The organism is Micromonospora sp. WMMC273 (assembly GCF_027460285.1).
Taxonomy (GTDB): domain Bacteria; phylum Actinomycetota; class Actinomycetes; order Mycobacteriales; family Micromonosporaceae; genus Micromonospora; species Micromonospora aurantiaca.
Genome location: NZ_JAPZBE010000001.1, coordinates 3,668,620 through 3,688,217, shown reverse-complemented (window position 1 = coordinate 3,688,217; position 19,598 = coordinate 3,668,620). Strand labels below are relative to the sequence as shown.

The following is a 19,598-nucleotide window of genomic DNA, read 5'->3' as shown; positions in this document are numbered from 1 at the left end:
CCCGCTCCACCGCCCAGGCGAGGTGACCATGACCGACCTGCCGACCCGCTTCGTGCTGTTCCCGGGGCGGCACCACCTGCTGACCCGGTTCCAGGCCGACTACCTGAGCCGGCTCGCCGGCGACGAGGCCACAGTGGTCTGGGCGGTGACGTCGGCCAACCACGAGAACACCAGGCGCAACCCCGTCGCGTACCACAGGCGGGAGGCCGCGATCGAGCGGTTCAGCGTGCTGACCGGGTTGCGCTCGCTGGCCGTACCGATCTTCGACACCGCGTACACCGACGCGTTCGCCGAGGTCACGCTCAAGAGCATCGCGGTGGCCACCGGACTCGAACTCACCCCCGCCGACACCGTGGTGGCCTGCTCCACGCCGGAGGTCGCCAAGCTGTACGAGCGGCTCGGCTTCGCGATCGCGCAGGTCGAGGCCGACCCGGACCTGCCCGAGACCCCGGAACGGCCGTGGGACGTGCTGCTGCGCCTGGCCGCCGGCGACGAGAGCTGGCGGTCGCTCACCCATCCGGCGACGATCGACGTGTTCGAGCGCTACCGCCTGGTCGAGGCGATCCGGTCGGTGGTCAACGACCCGCTCGTCGGCGACGAGGGCGGCCTCACCGTCACCCGCGACTACCGCACCTACGTGGAGGCGTTCGCCTCGGCCGCCGAACGCAAGTGGGACTCGGTTCGCCGGTACGTGCAGCCCGGCCGCATCGTGGACATCGGCTGCGGGGCGGGTGCCGTCCTGGAACTGGCCGACCGGGAGGCCACGCTGCGGGAGAGCGACCTGATCGGCGTGGAGGTGGCCCGCCACCTCTACCAGGAGTGCCTGCACAAGAAGGCGCAGGGCGTGTTCCGCAACGCCAACGTCTACTTCTTCCACCGCAACGTCCTCGGCGGCGCGGTGTTCAAGGACCGCTCGGTCGACACCACGCTCACCTTCGCGCTCACCCACGAGATCTGGTCGTACGGGCGGCAGCGGGAGTCGCTGCTCCAGTTCGCCCGCCGCATCCACGACCACACGGTGCCCGGCGGCGTCTGGATCAACAGCGACGTGTGCGGGCCGGACGAGCCGGACCGGCCGGTGATCCTGCGGCTGACCACAGACGACGGCGACAACCCCGCCTCGCCCCGCCGTGACCTGGCCGATCTGCCCTCGGCCGAGGTCCGGCGGTACGTCTCGAGACTGTCGACGCGGGCCCGGCTGGACCAGTTCGCCGTGGACTTCGCGTTCGGCTTCGACTACGAGCCGCTCGCCGACGGCGCGGTACGCCTCGGCCTGGGTGCGGCGATGGACTACCTGACCCGCAAGGACTACACCGACAACTGGCTGTCGGAGACGAAGGAGCAGTTCTGCGGCCTGAGCTTCGCCGACTGGTCGGAGCTGCTCGCCGAGGTGGGCTTCGAGATCGGCCCCGCCTCGGCGCCGGTCCGCAACGACTGGGTGATCGACAACCGGATCGCACCGGTCGCGTCCCTGACCGACCTGGACGGCCGGCCGCTGGACTGGCCGACCACCCACGTCCTCACCGTCGCCCACCGCCCGCGCAACGCCTGACCCGTGGGCGCCCACCGGACCGGCGGGCGCCCACGGGGTGCGGCTCAGTGGCTCAGCGCGATCCGTACCGCCAGGACGATCAGGATCAGCCCGGTCAGCCGTTCGATCACCAGCAGCACCGACGGCCGGGTCAGCCAGGGCTGCAACCGGTCGATGAGCAGGATGTAGCAGGCCCACCAGAGCACCGCGAGGCCGATGAACGTGGCGGCCAGCACCGCCGTACGGGCCGCCGCGCCGTCGCCGGGCTTGACGAACTGCGGCACGAACGAGACGTAGAAGACGACCACCTTGACGTTCAGCAGCTGGCTGGTGACGCCCATGACGAACGAGCGCCGGGCCACGTGCGGCTCGTCGTCGGCCGGGACGTCCTGAACCGGCGCGGCGGCCCCTGTGCCGGCCCCGCCCGCGCCGACCGGGACCGGCTGCGCCACCGGGGCGCTCCGGCGGGGCCGGGTGGCCCAGAGGATGGTGCCGCCCAGGTAGAGCAGGTACAGCGCACCGGCGACGCGCAGCACCGTGTAGAGCGCCGGCGAGGACACGAGCAGGGCGGACAGGCCTGCGGTGGCGAGCGAGGCGTGCACCAGCGCGGCGGCGAACAGCCCGGCCAGCACCACGAACCCGGCCCGCCGCCCGTACCGCACGGTCTGCCGGGTGACCAGGGCGAAGTCGACGCCCGGCACGATGATGATGAGCAGGCTCGCGGCGACGAAGCTGACGATCTGGATGTCAGACACGCTGCTCCTCCCGCGCCTCGGCGCGCGCCGGGGCGGCCTCCTCGATGACCGAGACACCGCTGTCGCGGCGCGGCCCGTGCCGGCGCCACTGCTCGCGTAGCCGGATCCGGCCGTCCGGCAGCCGCTCGGGCCGCGACTCGCACTCGCCGACCACGATGCTGCCGTCGGTGAGCACCTCCACGTACGCGAAGCGCACCACGCCCTGCGCGTCGCAGGTGCCGGCGAGCCGGCCGTGCCGGACCGGGCCGCCGGAGATCTCCGCCCAGACCAGGTCGCCGCGCTGGTGGTAGTGGCCCCGCAGCGGGTCGGCGTCACCGGCGTGGTCGACGGAGACGAAGATCCGGTCGTCGTAGTCGAACGATGTCATCGCGCTCACGCCCATCGGGTGCTCAGGTAGTCGTCGCGGAACCGGCAGACCGTACGGCCGGCGATCGAGTTGAGGATCATCGCGCTGCGGATCGGCAGGATGCTCAGGTTGGAGTCGACGAGCCCCTGGACGTACCGCCCCCGGTTCAGCACGAAGATCTTGTGGTCGTCGGCGTGCTTCCACCGGATCGAGTAGTCCGACTCGATGACCGGTTCGCCGCGCTCGTCCAGGTCGATCAGCGCGGTCAGCTCCGGGTCGAAGGGCAGCGGCGCCTGCCGGCGCCCCGCCGCGACGACCAGGTTCACCGCCCGGTGCCGTTCCTCGCCGCTGCCGGCGGTCAGGCACTCCAGCTCGACCTCCCCGTCGAGCTGCCGGGCGCCGGTCACGGTACGGCTCGGCATGATCGTCACCGGGAACCGGCCGGTGCGCAGCCGTTCCTCGTAGTTGTGCTGGTAGATGCCGCGCAACGTGCCGGGTGAGATGCCGTCGCTGGTCAGGATCTGGCCGGAGACGAGGCGTTCCCGCACGTCCCGGGACAGGGTGAGGAACGCCTCCTGGTAGGCGGGCCGGTACAGGTCGTTCGCCGACGGCGAGTCCTCCAGCGGGGCGAACCACGACCGCCGTCCGATCCACCTGATGTCGCGGCACCCGCGGGCGAGCAGCGCCGCGACGCACTCCGCGCTGGTCTGGCCGCTGCCGATCACGATCCACGGCAGGTCCGGCTCGTCCGGCACGGTGGCGAGGCGCTGGTGCAGCTCGTCGGCGACGAACAGGTGCCGGGGGTCGAGGGCGTCCAGGAACTCCGGTACGAAGGGGACGGTCCCGCTGCCGAGCACCAGGTGCCGGGAGCGGGCGACCTCCGCACCGCCGCTGCGGCTGACCAGCGCGCCGTCGAACTCCACCCGGTCGACGCGGGTGCCGTACGTGATGCGCGGCAGCTGACCCGCCGCCCACACCAGGTACTGCTGGTACTCGATCCGGGGGATGGTGTCGAACCCGGCGCCCAGCAGGGCGTACACCCGGCCGGTGGTGACCAGGTAGTTGAGGAACGACAGCGGGTGGGTCGGGTCGTAGAGCGAGACAAGATCCTTGACCCAGCCGGTCTGCATGCGGACGCCGCTGTGCAGCATCCCGTCGTGCCAGCCCGGCCGGTCGCGGGCCTCGAACAGCGCGATGTCGTGCGGCGCGAGGGTGTCGTACATCGCCGCGAGGCTCAGGTTCGCCGGCCCGGCGCCGATTCCCACTGTGTGAAAGGTCTGCGTCATCAGTCTTCCTCTGTCTGGCCGTGGGGGACAGGGATCGCGGTTCGGGTGTTCAGCAGGGCGGTGGTGGCGAGCCGGCTGGCGGCCAGGACGGTCTTGGCGGCGCCGCCGCTGCCGCCGGTGAAGGTGTGCACCGCACCGGACACATGGCGCAGGGCCAGGCCGGCGGGGTCGCTGTAGCAGTCGGCGGCGCTCACCGGCGGGCCGGCCGGTCGCGGATCCAGGCCGGGCAGCCGCCGCGCGGCCACGGTCAGGACCCGTGCCGCCAGCGCGGCGTCCGGCTCCGGGGCCGGCGGGTCGACGTCCCACCTGTCGCTCGGCAGCCCGAGCAGCACCCGCCCCGGACCGGCCGGCCGGCCGTAGAGGCCGCTGGTCTCGTCCACGAAGCACGGCAGGTCGCCGCGGCCGGTGACGTGGTGGGCGTACTGGATGTGCTTGGTGCGCAGCGAGGCCGGCAGCCCGGCGGCGCGCAGCAGGCGCGGGGTCCAGGCCCCGGCGGCCACGACGACGAGGTCGCCGGTGAGCCGGCGGCCGTCGCGCAGCTCGACCACGCGGTCGTCGAGGCGCGCCACCGGTGTGGTCTCGGTCCGGCCGAGGCCACGCAGGACGGCCCGGCGCAGCCGGTCCGGATCGAGGTAGCCGGCCCGGTCCTCCCAGATCCCCACCGTGCCGTCCGGGAGCCCGGCGAAACCGAACCGCTGGGCGACCTCGCCCCGGGTCAGCACCTCGGCGCCGTCCACGCCGGCCGCCGACCCGGCGTCGAGCAGGTAGAGCGAGCCGGTCCGCCGCCACCCGGCCGCGGTCGCGAGGGACGGATCGGCCAGCAGTTCGGCGAGGCTCGCGGCGGCGAGGGACCGGGCGGCCGGATCGGGCTCGAAGGCCCGCACCAGCCCACCGGACGCGGCCGTCGCGTCGGCGGGCCGCCCGTCCGGACCGCCGCCGTGCGGACCGATCAGGACCGCGTCGGCGCCCGCGTCCCGCAGCCGCCGGGCGAGCAGGACGCCGCTCACGCCCGCGCCGACGACGAGCACGCGCGGCTCACCCATCCGAACCCGCCGGTTCCGCGCCGCCGACGACGCCGAGCAGGCGGGCCGCCCGCTCCGGCGCACCGGGGTACGCGGCCAGCGCCGCCCGGACCGCGGTGGCCGGGTCGAAGTGCTCCGGCCGCAGCGCCTGCTCACCGCGCGTCAGCTCGGTGTCGGCGAGCATGCCGTCCAGCCCGGCGGTGGTTCCGGCGACTGTCGCGGCGTACCGGGCGGCGAACGCCTCGTACGCCTCCGGCCGGAAGTCCGACTCGTAGCTGTCCGGCCGGTCCCAGCTCAGGAACGCCCGGACCACCGCCGGGTCCTCGGTGGCGAGGAACTCGTGCGCCCAGATCGCGTGCTCGCGGCTGGTGGAGAACTTCGCGCCGGTGAGCCGGTAGAACTCGTTCACGACCAGCCCGGTCGGCCGGTCGGGCAGGCCGGCGGCCAGGTGCAGGGCCGGGATGAGCAGCGCGTAGTAGAACGCGTTGTCGACCCCCAGGAAGATCCACTGCTCGTCCACGTCCCGCCACGCGTCGAGGTACCCGGCCAGCGTGTCCGCGTCCGGCCGCAGGTGGCGGGCGGGCAGCACCAGGTTGGCCAGGGCCATCTCGGCCCAGACGTCGACGCGCAGGCCGTCGTCCCACTCGATGCCCCAGTCCGTCGGGTACGCCAGCGGCACCTCCGGCAGCCCGCCGTCGAGGTACGACGCGACGAGGCGCCGCAGCCGGGGCGGCAGCACCGCGCGCGACCAGAACTCGGCCAGCCGCTCCCGGTGCTCGTCGAGCCGCAGCACCGGGACCGTGTGCGTGACCGGTTCGGGCTCCGCCTCGCAGCAGGTCGAGCGCGCGCCGACGAGGTTCGCGGCGGTGCAGAACCCGCCGCAGCCCTCGCAGGTGCCGCCGTTCGCGCCGGCGCCGCAGGCCGGGCAGCGCCCGGCGACCCGCACGTGGTGCAGGGTCCGGCGGCAGGCCGCGCAGGCGCGCAGCGACACCGGGGCGACCTCCACCACCTTCGCCTCCACCAGTTCGGTGAGCAGGTGCGCCACCGCCCGGCGGTAGCCGGCGTCGGCAGACGGGTCGGCCATCACGTCGTACCGGATGCGCGCGGCGCGCAGCGCGGCGTGGATCGACGAGCCGTAGCGGGCGACGGTGTCGGCGGGAGTCTCGCCCCGCGCCTCCGCCCGGGCGAGCACGTAGTTCTGGTGCGCGTCCAGGCCGCACTGGGTCACCACCCGCCGGCCGGCGGCACGCAGCGCGCGGGCCGCGATGTCCCCGGCGACGTACGGGCCGCTGAGGTGCCCGAGGTGCAGTGGCCCGTTCGGCGTCGGTGGCGGCGTCACCACCAGCACCGCGCCGGTGGCGGCGTCAGTCACGGCCGGCTCCGTCGTCCGCGCCGGGCTGCGCCGAGTCGCCGGGCCGGGGCATCCAGTAGATGCTGAGGATGGTGAGCGGCTGCTCCGGCGAGGGGTTGTGGATGACGTGGCTCTGCTCGGGTTCGAGCAGGATCACGCCGCCGGTCGGCACCTCGACCTTCTCGCCACCCGCCTCGTAGATGGCCGTGCCGCGGGTCACCACGGCGAACTCGACCTCCGGGTGGATGTCCTCGCTGCTGCTGCCACCGGGCGGGATCACGCACCACATGGCGTCGAACGGCAACGGGCCGAGATCGCGGTACTGCGTCCAGCGGCCGATCCGGATGCCGTACTCGTCGGTGAGTTCGGCGGTGTCGCTGACGTACCTTCGCATGTTCGTCCTCCTGGTCGGCGCGCTGCCCGCCGGGCCCGCGCCGGACGGGTCTGAGGTTTGCGGAGAGTGACCGGAAGTGCTGCTTCTGCGACGCTGCACCGATGCCGGGAAGCACCCGCCTCGTCGACCGTCGATTCGACTCCGGTCGATAGCGTCGGACCCACTGTGGACTTAACCTCGTCTGGCCAACAGGAGCTTCACCGGCAGATCACCGGCAATGTCGCTGCTGACTGCCCGCTCAGCGGCCGCGGCTTCGGTGGTCCACCGTCATGAATCCACCAGAACCGGTACGGAGACGACGCTGTGATCGGCTACATGGATACGTTGGGTCATGAGATCGCTACCGCACGGCGAATGGCCAACCTGACACAGGAGGAGTTGGCCGCCCGCACCGGACTGAGCGTCCGGAGCATCCGCAACCTGGAGTCGTCGCGGGTGACCCGTCCGCGGCCCGCGACCGTCCGGCTGCTCCGCGAGGTCCTCGGCCTGCCCGCCCACCCGGCGGTCGCGGCCCGGATCCGTCCCATGCAGCTGCCGCTGGAGATCCCCGGCTTCACCGGCCGTTCGGCACAACTGCGGCAACTCGACCGGCTGCTCGACGGCGGGCCGCGGCGGATGTCGAGCGTGGTGGTGTGCGTGCTGTCCGGCCGGTCCGGCATCGGCAAGACGGCGCTGGCGCTGCGCTGGGCGCACCGGTCGGCCGCCCGGTTCGCCGACGGGGTGCTGCACGTCCAGCTCGGCGGCAGCGACCCGGTACGGCCGGCGGTGGCGCCGGCCGAGGCGCTCGGCGGCCTGATCGAGGCGCTCGACGTACCCGGTGGGGTCCCGTGCGGACCGGCGGCGCGCACCGGGCTCTACCGCAGCGCGCTCGCCGGACGCCGGATGCTCATCGTCCTCGACGACGCCCGCGACGCCGACCAGGTGCGGCCGCTGCTGCCCGGCGTACCCGGCTGCATGGTGGTCGTGACCAGCCGGCACCGCCTCACCGGCCTGGTCGTCGGCGAGGCCGCGTGCCCGGTCGTGGTCGACGAGCTGGCCGCCGGTGAGGCGTGGGACCTGCTGGCGGCGCGCCTCGGCGAGCGTCGCCTCACCGCCGAGCGCGCGGCGGTACGGGAGATCATCGCGCACTGCGCCGGTGTGCCCCGAGCGCTCGCCGTGGTGGCCGCCCGCGCGGCCGTCCAGCCCCGGCTGCCGCTGGCGGAGGTGGCCCGCCAGCTCCGGTGACGGACCGGGTGCCGCCTGTCAGCCCTGGTCGGCGCGGGTGCCGGCGCGCGCCGCGACGTGCGCCGGCACCGGCGTCGCCGGCGGCAGCGCCGGGTCGGTCACCGGCTGCTCCCAGCGCGCGACAAGCGGCAGCTCGCCGGCCCAGAGCCCGAGGGCGGCGTCCGGGCTGTCGCCGTCGTCCGGCGGTCCGCTGCGCGTCTTGACCGACGCCTCGGTCAGCGGAAGCGCCAGCAGCGCGGTGGCCGCCAGTTCCCGCCGGTTCGGCCGGCGGGCGTGGTCCCACTGGCCGGGGGCGACGTGCTCGGTCAGCAGCCGCAGGCCGTACACCTTCTCCTCGGCGTCGGTCACCCACCGGGGCCGGCCGTAGATCATCGCGCTGCGGTAGTTGATCCCGTGCTCGAACACCGAGCGCGCCAGGACCAGCCCGTCGACCACGGTGACCGTCACGCAGACCTCGGCGTCAGTGGTGAGGCTCCGGCTGGCCACCGAGCCGTGCAGATAGAGGTGCCTGTCGTCGAAGCCGTAGACGGTCGGCACGACCATCGGTCCGCCGTCGACGAGCACGCCCAGATGGCAGACGGCGGCGGCCCGGAGCACGTCGAACAGGGCGGCGCGGTCGCGGTGCCCCTTTTCCTTCATCCGGCGCAGGGTCGTACGCGGCGTCGCGGACAACCGCCCGTCGGTGTCGGTCATGACTGACCTCCTGTCGGCCCCGCCGTTTCTACCGGCTCGGGCCGCGCACCTCAAGGGTGCCGGGTCAGCGGACCTTCTTCGTCGGCCGTTTACGAGGCGGCGTCAGCAACTCGGCGATCGCCGAGATCGCGGACGGCACCAGGCGGTAGTACGCCCACACACCCCGCTTCTCCCGCTCGATCAGGCCGGCCTCGGTGAGGATCCGGAGGTGATGGCTGACGGTCGGCTGGGAGAGACCGAGCGGCGCGGTGAGGTCGCTGACGGACGCCTCGCCCTCCGGCGCGGACTGGATCAGGCTGAGCAGGCGCAGCCGGGCCGGGTCGGCCAACGCCTTCAGGACGCCCGCGAGGCGTTCGGCGTCGGCACGCTTGATCGGCTCGCCGGTGAGCGGCGAGATGGCAGGGGTGGCAGTCTTCGCAGTTCCCACGCTTGCATCGTCGCACCAACGGCGGCCGCCCGCCGGTGCAATCAGGACCGGATCATCGTCGGTTACCACTACGGTGTCGACTGCAGTTCGGCGAGCAGCCGTTCCACCCGGGCGCGGATCTCGTCCCGGACGGGGCGTACCGCGTCGACGTCCTTGCCCGCGGGGTCGTCGAGCTTCCAGTCCTCGTACCGCTTGCCCGGGAAGACGGGGCACGCGTCGCCGCAGCCCATCGTGACGATGACGTCCGAGGACTCCGCCGTCTCGTACTCCAGGAGCCTGGGGGTCTGGCCGGTGATGTCGATACCGACCTCCCGCATGGCCTCGACGGCGGCCGGGTTGACCTGGCCGGCCGGCGCGCTGCCGGCGGAGCGCACCTCGACGGTGTCGCCGGCGAGGTGGCGCAGCCACCCGGCGGCCATCTGGGAACGGCCGGCGTTGTGCACGCAGACGAACAGGACGCTGGGCTTGCCGCTCATCGGGTCTCCCTGATACGGGTGGTTGCCGCGCGGCGTGCCGCAGCGCGGTCGGGGCGTCTCACGGCCGGGTGCCCGGCGCGGGGAACAGGCGGGCGCGGGCCCACAGCGACACGTAGACCAGGCCGACGAGGACCGGGACCTCGATCAGCGGGCCGACGACACCGGCGAGGGCCTGGCCGGAGGCGATCCCGAAGGTGCCGATCGCGACCGCGATGGCCAGTTCGAAGTTGTTGCCCGCCGCGGTGAACGCCAGGGTGGTGGTGCGTTCGTAGTTGAGACCGATGGCCCGGCCGAGCAGGTAGGAGCCGGCCCACATGAGGGCGAAGTAGGCCAGCAGCGGCAGAGCGATGCGGGCCACGTCGGCCGGCCGGTCGGTGATGGCCTCGCCCTGCAGGGCGAACAGCACGACGATGGTGAACAGCAGTCCGTACAGGGCGACGGGCCCGACCCTGGGCAGGAACCGCCGCTCGTACCAGTCGCGGCCCCTGGTGCGCTCGCCGAGGCGGCGGGAGAGGTAGCCGGCGAGCAGGGGGATGCCGAGGAAGACGAGTACGTTACCGGCGATGTCCCAGCCGGAGACATCCAGCGCGGCGCCGTCCAGACCCAGCCAGCCCGGCAGCACCGACAGGTAGAACCAGCCGAGCAGGCCGAAGGCGACGACCTGGAACACCGAGTTGACGGCGACGAGGACCGCCGCTGCCTCCCGGTCACCGCAGGCCAGGTCGTTCCAGATGATGACCATCGCGATGCAGCGGGCCAGGCCGACGATGATCAGACCGGTGCGGTACTCCGGCTGGTCGGCCAGGAACACCCAGGCCAGGGCGAACATGACGGCGGGACCGACGATCCAGTTGAGGACCAGCGACGAGACCAGGAGGCGCCGGTCACCGGTGACGGTGTCGAGGCGGTCGTAGCGGACCTTGGCCAGGACCGGATACATCATGATCAGCAGGCCGAGGGCGATGGGCAGGGAGATGCCACCGACCTCGACGGCGCCGAGAGCGTCGTCCAGGCCGGGGACGATCCGACCGAGCAGCAGACCGGCGACCATTGCCAGACCGATCCAGACCGGCAGGAACCGGTCGAGGCGCGACAGGCGTGCCACCACCGGCGTGGCATGGTCGGCTCTGGTGGCGGTGCTCATGGACGCTCCAGTGGGGTGTCGGTGTGGCGGCAACGGGGCTCGGCGGTGATCGGACCGCTCCCTCGAGGGCTACCGCTGCTCTGCGGCGGCCGGCTCGATCGACAGCAGGCCGGCGAGCCGGCGCAGGATCTGCGGCCGCGCGCGGTAGTAGACCCAGGTGCCCCGCCGCTCGGCGTCCACCAGGCCCGCCTCGCGCAGCGTCTTGAGATGGTGGGAGATCGTCGGCCCGGTCAGGTCGAACGCCGGCGTCAGGTCGCACACGCACACCTCGCCGCCCTCGGCGGAGGCGATCATCGACATCAGCTGCAGCCGTACCGGATCGCCGAGGGCCTTGAACGCGGGCGCGAGCACCGCCGCGGTCTCGGCCGGGACCCGGCGCTGCGCCAGCGGGGGGCAGCACGGCGCGTCGGCGCTGAGGTCGACGAGGGGGATCGGCGCCTGTTGCTTCGGCATGTCTCTAGGTTGACATCTATCTAATCAGCGTGCAAGTCTTTGTTTAGAACGACATCAAGACAGGGTGCCCGCCGGGGAGGGCGTCGTCACGCGGTGCCCGTCCGGCGGTCGTCAGCTCCGGCGCCTGCTAGGCTTCATCGTCGATCGGCGATAAACGATTGAAGGAGTGGTGGTGGGCGACCTCCTCGACCGCGACACCGCGCAGATCTACGCCTCGTGGTTCCGGGCGCTCGCGGACCCGACGCGGGTGCAGATCGTGGAGTACCTGGCCCGCCACGCCCGGCCGATGAGCGTGGGGGAACTCGTCGCCGCGGTCGGGCTCGCCCAGTCCACCGTCTCCCAGCACCTGAAGATCCTCACCGAGGTGCGGTTCGTGCTCGTCGAGCCGGTCGGCACCGCACGCCACTATCGCATCAACGACGCCTGTGTCGGCTGCTTCCCGTCCGCCGCCGACGTCGTGATGGGTCGCCCGGCGCCCGATCCGGTCGGAGTCTGCTGACGGCTGCCCGGTGGCGCGACGTGACGTCACCGCACCTGACTGATTCGAAAACTGTCAATACAGAGGAGTTCCCGATGAGTGTCCTGGACGAGTCGCCCGTCGTGGTGATCGGCGCGGGCCCGGTTGGTCTGGCCGCCGCCGCCCACCTGCGCGAGCGTGACCTGCCCTTCCTCGTCCTGGAGGCCGGTGACACCGCCGGCGCGGCCGTGCGGCAGTGGGGGCACGTGCGACTGTTCTCCCCGTGGCGGTACAACGTCGACCCGGCCGCCCGCCGGCTGCTCGACGACGCCGGCTGGGTCGCACCGGCCGGTGACGTCCTGCCCACCGGCGCAGAGCTGGTCACCGGCTACCTCCAGCCTCTCGCGGAGCTGCCGCAGCTCAAGCCCCACGTGCGCTACGGCGCGCGGGTAACGGCGATCAGCCGGCTCGGCCTGGACCGGCTGCGTACCGCCGGCCGCGAACAGACGCCGTTCCTGATCCGCCTCGCCGACGGCGAGGAGCTGCTGGCCCGCGCCGTCATCGACGCCTCCGGCACCTGGGGCACCCCCAACGTCCTCGGCGCCTCCGGCCTGCCCGCCCGGGGCGAGGAGGACGCGGCGGCGTTCCTCGACCACGCGCTGCCCGACGTGCTCGGCGGCGACCGGCACCGCTTCGCCGGCCGGCGCACCCTCGTCGTCGGCGCCGGCCACTCCGCCGCGAACACCCTGCTGTCGCTGGCCGAGCTGGCCACCGCCGAACCCGGCACCGAGGTGATCTGGGCGATCCGCTCGTCCAGCCCGGCCCGCACCTACGGCGGCGGAGACGCCGACGCCCTGCCCGCCCGCGGCGCGCTCGGCGCCCGGCTGCGTGACCACGTCGACGCCGGCCGCATCCGGCTGCTCACCGGCTTCTCCGTGCACGCCCTCACCCCGGCCGAGGGCCGGGTCGCCGTGGTCGTCCGTCACGCCGACGGCACCGACGAGTCCGTCACCGTGGACCGTGTCGTCGCCGCCACCGGCTTCCGCCCCGACCACTCGATCGCGGCCGAGCTGCGGCTGGACCTCGACCCGGTCATGGGCGCGACCCGCGCCCTCGCCCCGCTGATCGACCCGAACGAGCACTCCTGCGGCACCGTTCCCCCGCACGGTGCCGCCGAACTCGCGCACCCCGAGGCCGGCTACTACGCCGTCGGCATGAAGAGCTACGGCCGCGCACCGACGTTCCTCATGGCCACCGGATACGAGCAGGTCCGTTCCGTCGCCGCCGCTCTCGCCGGCGACTGGGACGCCGCCCGCGACGTCCAGCTCGACCTGCCCGAGACCGGCGTCTGCAACAGCAACCCCGCCGACTCCACCGGCACCGACGGCTGCTGCGGCCCCGACCCCGCGGCCCCGCCGGCCGCACAGGGGCTGGCGACCGGAATCTCCGGGGGCCTGCTCTCCGCACCGCTCAGCCTGGTCAGTCTCGACACCCCGGCCGGCGGCCAGGCCGGCGTCTGCTGCACCAGCTGACGACCACCACGACGGTGCCCGCCGACCCCACCGTCGGTGGGCGCCACGGGTGGGCGCGCCGCCGCCGCTGCGATGCGTTCGGTACAGAGCGGAAGCGGCGGGTACGACGGCGAAGCCGGCTGATCTGCGACGCTCGTGAGCAGCCTCGATCCGGGCGGGCGAGGTCCGCCCGGGCGCCCTAGGCGAGCAGCGTCCGCAGCGCCTCGGCGAGGCCGGCGCCGGCGGTGACCGGCCGGGCGAAGGACAACCGGGTGTCGGTGTGACCGCCCGACCGCTCCGCGCGCAGCACGATGCCCTCGGCGTCGAGCGCGACCGGGACGATCCGCGTCCCGTCGGCGCCCCTGTCGACGAGCGTGCCGAGCCGGTCCAGGAGGTCGCCGTGGCACCGGGCCAGGTGCGCGAGGTGGGCGGCCTCGTCGACGGCGATCGGGTCCGGACGGGCGGCGCGGTACGTGCCGAGGTCCACCGCGACGGGCTCGGCGGCCCGGTCGAGGACGATCTCGTCCGGCGCGAGTGCCCACAGCGCCACCGGCGGCAGATCCAGCAGCGACATCACGGTGGCCGGGTCGCAGGCGTCGAGCGCGGCCGGGTCGAAGCGGCGGGCGGTGCCGACGATCCGCAGCCGGGCGCGCACCCGGGAGCGCACGGCGACCGGGGCGAGGTGGGTCACGTCGAGGCGTACCGCACCGCTGTGGCCGCGCGCGGCGACCAGCAGGCCACCGGTGCGGCTCATCGCGTCGACCGCGAGCACGATCGTGCCGTCGGGGAGGACGGCGTGGGCGGAGAGGAGATCGGCGGTGGTGTCGCCGAGCGTCAGCCGCACCGAGGAGGCGGCGCTCAGCACGCACCGGGCGGAGACGGCGTCGCGGGGCGTGGCGGGAAGCGCCGACGGCCCTGCGGTGACCGGGGCGACGCCGGCCGACGGGGCCGGGCGCCCGGCGGGGTGCAACGCCATGTCTGTCTCCTCGGCCGGGAAGGGGTGAAGTCGGCCCAGGTCAGACGGTAGTAGGTAAGGCTTACCTGTGCAACGGCGGGTCGGATGCCGCACATGCCGTACGGGTCACGACGGTGGCGCCGTGACCCGTACGGGCGTGGTGTCCGGTTCGTCAGGCGGGCTGATAGGTCAGGCAGTCGCTGACCGTGGCGCCCGGCCCGACCGTGATCGACTCGGCGGTGCAGGCGAGGTTGGTGTTGTACACGCACTCGGCCCGCGCACAGGCGCCGACCGCGCCGGTGACCTCGGCGATCCCGCCGCTGAGCGAGGACTCGACGAACGTCGCGCAGGAGGCCGCGTCGGCGGACGCCGCCACGGTGATCGCGGGAGCGTGACAGCCGTTGTCGTTGAAGCTGCACGCGGTGGCGGCGCATTCACGTACCGGCGGAGACTGCAACAGGGTCTTCATGGTGCCTCCAAGTCATGCGGGCCGGCGGACACGAACGGCCGGCCTCGTGGTGCTCGAATGCCATCGGGTATTTGCCGGGCGGTCCGGTCCGCAAACCCGTCCGCCGTCAGTGAGGATCATGCTCACCTTAACAACGGAATGCGGGGTTGGCGGCCGTAAGCAGTCGTTTCCGCGCCGAGTCCCGGACCGGCGAAGATGAGCCTTACCTTGGTTAGGGAAGGCTTTCTTTCCAGGTGGGGAGACGTCTTTCTCCGCCCGCTTCGGGCGCTACAGGGCGGCCGGCGCAGCACCTCTGAGCAGCCACGAAGCCGACCGGCCGGTGCCGGGACCGTCATCCGGAACAGCGGGCGGTAATCGTCTCCGCCGCCCGCATCGGAATCGAGACCCGGGGTGCCGATTCGAAATCGGCGGCGCCGGTCAGCGGGCCGGGGACGGCGGCAGCTCGGCGGCGTTCGGATTACCCATTCCGTGGTCCCGCGCCCGGGCTATCGCCTCGGCGCGGCTGCCGAGACGGAGTTTGACCAGAATGGCGGAGACGTTGTTCCGTACGGTCTTGGCGCTCAGCCCGAGCCGGTGCGCGATGAGCGGGTTCGACAGGCCCCGGGCGAGCAGGCCGAGCACCTCGCGTTCCCGGTCGGTCAGTTCCGGGAACGGGCCGTCGGCGCGGGCGCCCAGCAGGGCGGCGGCGCGGTCGGCGAGCGGGCCGCCGAGGACCAGGTCGCCGCCGGCCACACCCCGGATGCCGCGCTCCACGTCTGCGGCCGAGGCCCCCTTGAGCACGTATCCACGCGCTCCGGCACGTACCGCGGCGACGAGTGAGGCGTCGTCGTTGAGCATGGTCACCACCAGCACCCGGACCTCCGGGTGGTCACGGCTCAACGCCCGGGTGGCCTCGATCCCGGACCCCGGCCCGAGATGGAGGTCCATCAGCACCACGTCCGGCCGGGTGCTGCCGACCAGCGCCCGGGCCTCGGACGCGTCGGCGGCCTCGCCGACGCACTCGATGCCGTCGAGGGTGTCCAGCAGCGCGCTCATGCCGAGCCGGAAGACCGGGTGGTCGTCCACCACGACGACGCGGATCGGGCGGTCGGTCACCGGCACTCCAGGGGGACGGTCAGGCAGACGGTGGTGCCACGGGAGGGGGCCGGCCCGACGGTCAGCGTCGCGCCGACCGCCTGCGCCCGTTCCCGCATGGCGTGCAGCCCCACGCCGGGGCGGACCGGCCCGGCGGCCACGCCCCGGCCCTCGTCGGTGACGGTGACCCGGAGCAGGTCCGGTCGCCGGTCCAGCGACACGGTGCAGGTGTCCACCCCGGCGTGCCGGTGCACGTTGCGCACCGCCTCGGCGGTGACGCCGTACGCGGCGGTGGCGACCCGCTCCGGCAGCGGGTCCAGCGAGGCGGGTGCGCGCATCACGATCCGCAGCCCGGCCCGCGCGTACTGGGTGCGCAGCAGGTCCAGGGCGGGACGCAGCCCGCCGTCGGCGAGCACCGGCGGCAGCAGCCCGTGCGCCAGCTCCCGCACCTCCGCCGCCCGTGCGGTCAGCTCCTCGGTCAGCCGGTCCAGCAGATCCTCGGCCCGGTCCGGGTCGCGGCGCAGCAGGTTGCGGGTGGCGGCCAGGCCCAGCCCGATGCCGCTGAGCGCCGGCCCGAGGCCGTCGTGCAGGTCCCGGCGCAGCGAGCGGCGCTCCTCGTCGCGTACCTCCGCCAGCCGTTGCCGCGACCGGGCCAGGTCCCGGTTCGTGCCGGCGAGGTCCACCATCGCGGCGACCACCGGGGCGAGGACGGCGAGCGCCTCCCCGGCCCGGTCGTCCAGCAGTTCGCCGGGCCGGGGCCAGGCGTGCAGGTGGCCGACCAGCCGGTCGCCGCGGACCAGTGGCACGGTGACCGGCGGCCCGCCCTCGTGCGGCGGCGGCTGCGGCCCGTCCTCGGTGATCCGCACGTCGGCCAGCCGCAGCGCGGTGGCCACCGTCGCGCCGATGTCGGTCGTGCTGCCGCCGCTGCGCACCACCCGGTGCAGCAGGAGTTCGGGCGGCTCGCCGTGCACGAGCCCGTCCACGCGTCGCTGCACGAGCGCGCGGACCGGCTGGAAGGCCGCCGCTATCACGCCGGTGACCAGCAGTTGCGGCAGCGGCGCGGCGTGCGGCAGCAGCCGGTCGGACACGGCGACCGCCGCGCAGTAGGCGGCGATCACCGTCGCGGTCATCAGGTACCAGACCAGGGTGCGCCGGACGGCCAGCCGCAGGCCCCACAACTGCTGGCGCAGCACCACCACTGCCACCGCCGCGGGGAAGAACGCCTGGGAGGCGAGCATCAGCAGCGCGGGCGCGGCCGGCGGCACCACCGCCGGTGGCAGAAGCGTGGCCAGGAAGGCCAGGGTGAGCAACGCGCTGCCCGCTGTCACCCAGCCGAGGCCGTTGCGCCGCGCGGGCTCCCCGCGCCGCCACCGCCACGCGACGCCGGCGGCGGCGAGCGCGCCGAGCCCGACCAGCGCGTACGGCAGGACGGGGGACAACTGTCGCAGCAGCGCGGCGCGGGCGTCGCGCAGCTCCGGCGTCAGCGGCACCACTCCCACCGGCGGCGGCGCGGTGGCGAGGACGGCCACCGTCAGCGCCACGTATCCGAGGCCGATGGCGACAGCGACCCGGTCGAGCCGGCTCGGCGGCCGCTCGGGCAGCAGCCAGGGCATGACCACGACGAGCGAGTAGAGGCCGGGCACCCAGGCCCACTGGTGCACTGCGGTCAGCAGCGGCGGCCCACCGACAGCGAGCTGCCACTGGGCACAGCACGCGGCGAGTGCGCCGCCGAGCGCCGCCGCCGTGGCGATCCACCCCGGAAGCCGGCTGCCGCTGCGCCGGCGGCTCAGGATCAGCCATGCCGCCGCGCCGTAGACGACGCCGTCGAGCAGGTCGACGAGCGAGTAGAGCTGGGCGGCGGTGAACGGGGGAGTCGCCACCGCCCAGCCGGCGACCGCGCCGAGCGTGAGCACGCCGGTGGCGACGAGGACGGCCCAGGCCGTTCGACGCGGAGTGAGGAGTTCGTCACGCATGTCGGGTCCACTGTGTCAGGCCGGGAGGCGTCGGGGGACCACCTGAACGGCGTGAGCCGGATGGCGGGCCGGGCGGTGCGCGGGCCCGCCGTACCGTTCCCGCGCCGGCGCGGCCCGCCGCCGTCACCCTGCGGGCGGCGGTGTCCCGGCGGCCAGGGGCGGATGTCCCGGTCCGGCCGGGACGGGGGGATCGGCCGTGCGGTGCGGCGACGGCGTCCCGGGCCGGACGGGATCGGCGTCCCTGGCGGGCCGGGACGCCGCGCCGGTTGACTGCCGGGCATGACCGAGAACACGCCGGACCACATCCCGGCCCACGTCAAGAACTCCTACGTCAACTGCTCCGAGTACAGCCGGGCGCCCCGGCTCACGCCGCCGCCCGCTGACGCCCGAGGCGACGCCGTGGTGCTGTCGCTCCGCCCGGCCGCGCCGGCCGCTCCGCCCGTCGAGGTCACCCGGTGACGCTGGCCGCCGCGCCGGGCCTGCTCCCCGCCTGGCGGGAGTGGCTCGCCGAGAACCTGGCGATGGGCGTCGCCGCCGGGCAGGCCCGCGCGGCGGCCGTCGCCGCCGGCGCGGACGCCGACGCCGTCGACGCGGAGCTGGCCACGCTCGCCGGCCACCCGTACTTCGCCGTGTGCCGGCGGCTCGCGCTTCGCTACGACTGGATGGAGTCGGTGCTGGACACCTACCGGGTGCTGCGCGAGGACGACGGGGGCCGTGTCCTGGAGCGCCGGTCCGACCCCGGCGCCGAGGAGTTCTTCGCCCGCTACTACTACGGCAACCGGCCGGTAGTGCTCGACGGCCTGATGGAGGACTGGCCCGCGCGGGACTGGACCCCGGCCCGGATGGCCCGCAGGTGCCCGGACGCGGTCGTCGAGGTGATGACCGGCCGCGAGGCGAACCCCGACCACGCCTGGCAGTACGACAGGCACCGCACCACCATGCCGTTCGCGGACTACGTGGCGCTGCTGGACTCCGGCGCGCGGACGAACGACTACTACATGGTGCCGCGCAACGAGAACTGGAACGGCGCGCTGCGGGCGCTCGCCGCCGACGTGCGGCCGCCGGCGCACCTCGTCGACCCGGCCGGTGGCGGGCACCTGCTGCTGGGGCCGGCCGGTACCGTGACGCCGTTGCACGTGGACAACAGCACCGTGCTGCTCTGCCAGGTGCTCGGCCGCAAGCACGTCCGGCTGGTGCCGTCGTACCAGCGGCACCTCGTCTATCCCCGCGGCGGGACGTTCAGTGCGGTGGACGCGGCACGACCGGACCTCGACCGGCATCCCCGGTACGCCGAGGCGACGGTGCTGGAGACGGTGCTCGAACCGGGGCAGATGCTGCTGGTGCCGGTCGGCTGGTGGCACTGGGTGCACGCGCTGGACGTCAGCGCCACCGTCACGTTCCACCACTTCCGGGTGCCCGGCCGGAACCATCGGATGGCCACGCCGCCGGCGGCCGGTGCCGAGGCCGTGTAGCGAGCATCACACTCCAGCCACAGTGGACGCTGCGGCGTCGCCGGCACGGTCGGCCGGTCGGTCGACCGCGTCCGCCGGTCGGCCGACCGCGTCCGCCGTCCGGGGGAGGCGCGCGTGGTACGACGGGCGCACCCCCGGTCCCCCGTTCATGTCCACCGTCGCCACCCGGGCAACCGTACGCGAAGAATTTTTTCGCCGGGTTGCCCGGCACGGCGGCGCCCCGGGGAGGCCGCGACGCCCCGGCGCCCGCCCCCGCCGCCATCTGCGGCGATGCGTGAAAAGGCGCCCCTGAATGGGCGTCCGTTCTCGAAGATCCACGTCGAGTTGTCGTCCATCGATCATCGGCTTCCCGACAGGATGGGGTTTGCGAGAGCGTTGGACGGCGTTGCAGAATGAGTCCGTCCGGAGGTGTCGGGGGATCTGCGTCCGGAAACGAACTTAAGGATCGTAAAGGTCGCTTGGGAGTGATTCTGTGATCTCTCGTTTGTGGTCGTAGCGGGACCAAATCCGACATACGGCTACGTGGGATGGCGTCCAGCCAGGCCCTACCTCTGATCAGTGCGAGCGGTGGAATAGGTCGTGCAT

General features: G+C 73.7%; 21 protein-coding genes. 6 read left to right on the top strand and 15 right to left on the bottom strand.

The genetic code is table 11. From position 1 onward, the window contains the following. Positions 1–28: 28 nt before the first annotated feature. Complete coding sequence (locus O7611_RS17195) at positions 29–1,552, top strand: class I SAM-dependent methyltransferase (protein WP_194802800.1); 1,524 nt, start codon at positions 29–31, stop codon at positions 1,550–1,552. 44 nt (positions 1,553–1,596) lie between these two features. On the opposite strand, the gene O7611_RS17190 is transcribed toward O7611_RS17195, so the two are convergent. The 6 genes from O7611_RS17190 to O7611_RS17165 are packed head-to-tail and all read right to left on the bottom strand — an operon-like array spanning position 1,597 to position 6,685. Continuing rightward, the gene (locus O7611_RS17190; protein ID WP_269697211.1) at positions 1,597–2,286 is read right to left on the bottom strand and encodes a LysE family translocator; all 690 of its coding nucleotides are present in this window, start codon (positions 2,284–2,286) and stop codon (positions 1,597–1,599) included. Continuing rightward, on the bottom strand, positions 2,279–2,668 hold the full coding sequence (locus O7611_RS17185; RefSeq protein WP_269697210.1) for a hypothetical protein: 390 nt from the start codon (positions 2,666–2,668) through the stop codon (positions 2,279–2,281). Before O7611_RS17185 ends, O7611_RS17190 begins: the two co-directional genes overlap by 8 nt. Next, positions 2,659–3,918 carry a lysine N(6)-hydroxylase/L-ornithine N(5)-oxygenase family protein gene (locus O7611_RS17180; RefSeq protein ID WP_194802803.1) on the bottom strand — a complete coding sequence of 420 codons (1,260 nt, stop codon included), beginning with the start codon at positions 3,916–3,918 and terminating at the stop codon, positions 2,659–2,661. The genes O7611_RS17185 and O7611_RS17180 overlap by 10 nt, the downstream gene beginning before the upstream one ends. Continuing rightward, positions 3,918–4,961, bottom strand: a complete 1,044-nt coding sequence (locus O7611_RS17175) for an NAD(P)/FAD-dependent oxidoreductase (RefSeq protein WP_194802804.1) — start codon at positions 4,959–4,961, stop codon at positions 3,918–3,920. The genes O7611_RS17180 and O7611_RS17175 overlap by 1 nt, the downstream gene beginning before the upstream one ends. Next, positions 4,954–6,312, bottom strand: coding sequence for a class I tRNA ligase family protein (locus tag O7611_RS17170; RefSeq protein WP_194802805.1), 1,359 nt, complete (start codon positions 6,310–6,312; stop codon positions 4,954–4,956). The genes O7611_RS17175 and O7611_RS17170 overlap by 8 nt, the downstream gene beginning before the upstream one ends. Further along, a complete protein-coding gene (locus O7611_RS17165) occupies positions 6,305–6,685 on the bottom strand; it encodes a cupin domain-containing protein (protein ID WP_194802806.1) in 381 nt (126 codons plus the stop codon). Before O7611_RS17165 ends, O7611_RS17170 begins: the two co-directional genes overlap by 8 nt. A gap of 315 nt (positions 6,686–7,000) precedes the next feature. On the opposite strand from O7611_RS17165, the gene O7611_RS17160 reads away from it, so the two are divergent. Beyond that, positions 7,001–7,909 (top strand): NB-ARC domain-containing protein, encoded by a 909-nt coding sequence (locus O7611_RS17160; RefSeq protein ID WP_269697209.1) that lies wholly within the window; start codon positions 7,001–7,003, stop codon positions 7,907–7,909. An 18-nt stretch (positions 7,910–7,927) separates the two neighbouring features. Here the strand turns inward: O7611_RS17160 and O7611_RS17155 are convergent, their stop codons facing one another. The 5 genes from O7611_RS17155 to O7611_RS17135 form a co-directional block, all read right to left on the bottom strand. After that, positions 7,928–8,602, bottom strand: coding sequence for a pyridoxamine 5'-phosphate oxidase family protein (locus O7611_RS17155; protein WP_194802808.1), 675 nt, complete (start codon positions 8,600–8,602; stop codon positions 7,928–7,930). Positions 8,603–8,666: 64 nt separating this feature from the next. Further along, positions 8,667–9,029, bottom strand: coding sequence for an ArsR/SmtB family transcription factor (locus O7611_RS17150; protein WP_135240741.1), 363 nt, complete (start codon positions 9,027–9,029; stop codon positions 8,667–8,669). Positions 9,030–9,097: 68 nt separating this feature from the next. Further along, on the bottom strand, positions 9,098–9,505 hold the full coding sequence (locus tag O7611_RS17145; protein ID WP_194802809.1) for an arsenate reductase ArsC: 408 nt from the start codon (positions 9,503–9,505) through the stop codon (positions 9,098–9,100). A 58-nt stretch (positions 9,506–9,563) separates the two neighbouring features. Then, positions 9,564–10,649, bottom strand: coding sequence for an ACR3 family arsenite efflux transporter (gene arsB / locus O7611_RS17140; protein WP_194802810.1), 1,086 nt, complete (start codon positions 10,647–10,649; stop codon positions 9,564–9,566). 69 nt (positions 10,650–10,718) lie between these two features. Then, positions 10,719–11,102: an ArsR/SmtB family transcription factor gene (locus O7611_RS17135; protein WP_269697208.1), complete on the bottom strand. Its 384-nt coding sequence runs from the start codon at positions 11,100–11,102 to the stop codon at positions 10,719–10,721. A gap of 172 nt (positions 11,103–11,274) precedes the next feature. On the opposite strand from O7611_RS17135, the gene O7611_RS17130 reads away from it, so the two are divergent. Beyond that, positions 11,275–11,601: an ArsR/SmtB family transcription factor gene (locus O7611_RS17130; RefSeq protein WP_442929352.1), complete on the top strand. Its 327-nt coding sequence runs from the start codon at positions 11,275–11,277 to the stop codon at positions 11,599–11,601. 74 nt (positions 11,602–11,675) lie between these two features. Further along, a complete protein-coding gene (locus O7611_RS17125; RefSeq protein ID WP_269697206.1) occupies positions 11,676–13,091 on the top strand; it encodes an FAD-dependent oxidoreductase in 1,416 nt (471 codons plus the stop codon). Positions 13,092–13,269: 178 nt separating this feature from the next. On the opposite strand, the gene O7611_RS17120 is transcribed toward O7611_RS17125, so the two are convergent. The 4 genes from O7611_RS17120 to O7611_RS17105 form a co-directional block, all read right to left on the bottom strand. After that, positions 13,270–14,046, bottom strand: coding sequence for a DUF2470 domain-containing protein (locus O7611_RS17120; protein ID WP_194802814.1), 777 nt, complete (start codon positions 14,044–14,046; stop codon positions 13,270–13,272). A 151-nt stretch (positions 14,047–14,197) separates the two neighbouring features. Continuing rightward, on the bottom strand, positions 14,198–14,494 hold the full coding sequence (locus tag O7611_RS17115) for a DUF1540 domain-containing protein (protein WP_135240735.1): 297 nt from the start codon (positions 14,492–14,494) through the stop codon (positions 14,198–14,200). A 417-nt stretch (positions 14,495–14,911) separates the two neighbouring features. Beyond that, on the bottom strand, positions 14,912–15,589 hold the full coding sequence (locus O7611_RS17110) for a response regulator transcription factor (protein ID WP_269697205.1): 678 nt from the start codon (positions 15,587–15,589) through the stop codon (positions 14,912–14,914). Continuing rightward, a complete protein-coding gene (locus O7611_RS17105) occupies positions 15,586–17,541 on the bottom strand; it encodes a sensor histidine kinase (protein WP_194802815.1) in 1,956 nt (651 codons plus the stop codon). Before O7611_RS17105 ends, O7611_RS17110 begins: the two co-directional genes overlap by 4 nt. Before the next feature lie 279 nt (positions 17,542–17,820). On the opposite strand from O7611_RS17105, the gene O7611_RS17100 reads away from it, so the two are divergent. Both O7611_RS17100 and O7611_RS17095 read left to right on the top strand, forming a co-directional pair. Further along, positions 17,821–18,000: a hypothetical protein gene (locus O7611_RS17100; protein WP_194802816.1), complete on the top strand. Its 180-nt coding sequence runs from the start codon at positions 17,821–17,823 to the stop codon at positions 17,998–18,000. Beyond that, positions 17,997–19,013, top strand: a complete 1,017-nt coding sequence (locus tag O7611_RS17095) for a cupin-like domain-containing protein (RefSeq protein ID WP_269697204.1) — start codon at positions 17,997–17,999, stop codon at positions 19,011–19,013. The genes O7611_RS17100 and O7611_RS17095 overlap by 4 nt, the downstream gene beginning before the upstream one ends. Positions 19,014–19,598: the final 585 nt, after the last annotated feature.